General features: G+C 37.9%; 3 protein-coding genes and 1 pseudogene. 1 reads left to right on the top strand and 3 read right to left on the bottom strand.

Annotation, left to right across the window (positions count from 1 at the left end):
• Positions 1–124 precede the first annotated feature (124 nt).
• Both GNF10_RS37010 and GNF10_RS37005 read right to left on the bottom strand, forming a co-directional pair.
• Positions 125–340 (bottom strand): hypothetical protein, encoded by a 216-nt coding sequence (locus GNF10_RS37010; protein ID WP_185580335.1) that lies wholly within the window; start codon positions 338–340, stop codon positions 125–127.
• A 45-nt stretch (positions 341–385) separates the two neighbouring features.
• Positions 386–676: a hypothetical protein gene (locus GNF10_RS37005; RefSeq protein WP_221643802.1), complete on the bottom strand. Its 291-nt coding sequence runs from the start codon at positions 674–676 to the stop codon at positions 386–388.
• Between GNF10_RS37005 and GNF10_RS37000 the strand changes: the two genes are divergently transcribed.
• The gene (locus tag GNF10_RS37000) at positions 670–873 is read left to right on the top strand and encodes a VOC family protein (protein WP_185593595.1); all 204 of its coding nucleotides are present in this window, start codon (positions 670–672) and stop codon (positions 871–873) included. The genes GNF10_RS37005 and GNF10_RS37000 overlap by 7 nt on opposite strands.
• A 6-nt stretch (positions 874–879) precedes the next feature.
• Here GNF10_RS37000 and GNF10_RS36995 read toward each other — a convergent pair.
• Positions 880–1056: pseudogene (locus GNF10_RS36995) on the bottom strand (ISKra4 family transposase); the annotation flags it as partial.
• Between the last annotated feature and the right edge of the window lie 76 nt (positions 1057–1132).

Raw genomic sequence — 1132 nt, 5'->3', positions numbered from 1 at the left:
TTTTTGTTCTCGTAAGCCACACGCGAACAAATTATGATTTATTCCACTATCTATTTTCCCTTAACCGAGCAGTATTGTTAACCGAGCAGTATTGAGTGATGAGGTGATTGAGAAGATGTCATAATCAATCACAAATTGGATCATCTTGACAACTGCCGTAAGTTTGTTCAAAAAATCCTGCTGGCCATCCCAATTCTTCTGGTGTTTTTGGGAGTGCTGATGGTTCTAGCTGTTGATAAGTTACTGTCACTTCTATTTCTTTGTCCCTTATCCCCACAGGGATTTCTAAATTTAAGATCCCATTAGACCCTACGTGAGAACGCAATTTGATACTTTGCATTACTGTTTTCTCCTACTTGCCAATTCATTGGAATTATTTAGCACATCATTCAGTTAAGAGCGAGACTGGTAAGTTTGTATCAATCTCAATCAAAGTAACTTTGGCATTTTCGACTACTGTATTTCCCATTAACGTGTCCTGCATAGCTTCAAATTTAGACTCTGCTTTCCCAACGCGTTCATAATGCAAAATCACATGATAATGCTTTTGTATTGCTTCTCCAGACTCAGAACAATTTAAACTACTATTAATTGGTAAGTTTACAGTATATTGTGCTAAAAAGTTTATAATAGCCGTATTACAAAAGTTCTGGATTAGGACAGTAGAATATGACATTGAAAAATACTTTTGGTGAATATAGTTTTGTCACTAAATTAGACGTTACTAATCTTGAAGCTAGTGCCGAGTGGTACAAGTCCAAGCTTGGGTTAGTGCCTGAAGAAAAATATGACACACCTAACTGGAGACAGTTTAGTTTTCCTGATATTCCACGCTTTGCAATCGGATTGAACTGGGAGCATCTCACTTTTTGAAGTGGCTCAAACCGACAATAATCCATTGAGGTAAGCAGAGCGATGAGCCAGGACTTGAGGGACATTTTCTCGTTTCCATTGTGCCCCAGAAATCTTTGTTCGACGGTCAATCTGTTTAACGGCAGATTCAACCGAACCAGAACCAATTGAACAAATTTGTTCAGCTTGATGATATTCGTAGTTAGGGCTTGCTGGTTAAGACTGAAACCCTTGTATAAATAGTGATTGAAGTCTATAAATCGAACAAAAGTGCAAGGCA

The organism is Nostoc sp. UCD121 (genome assembly GCF_014222285.1).
GTDB lineage: Bacteria > Cyanobacteriota > Cyanobacteriia > Cyanobacteriales > Nostocaceae > Nostoc.
Note: the sequence above shows the minus strand (reverse complement) of the source record. Positions and strands in the feature narration are given on the sequence as shown.

Excerpts from the sequence above, each read along its gene's own strand:
- GNF10_RS37010 (WP_185580335.1), bottom strand. The coding sequence starts at position 340 with ATGCAAAGTATCAAATTGCGTTCTCACGTAGGGTCTAATGGGATCTTA.
- GNF10_RS37000 (WP_185593595.1), top strand. The coding sequence starts at position 670 with ATGACATTGAAAAATACTTTTGGTGAATATAGTTTTGTCACTAAATTA.
- GNF10_RS37005 (WP_221643802.1), bottom strand. The coding sequence starts at position 676 with ATGTCATATTCTACTGTCCTAATCCAGAACTTTTGTAATACGGCTATT.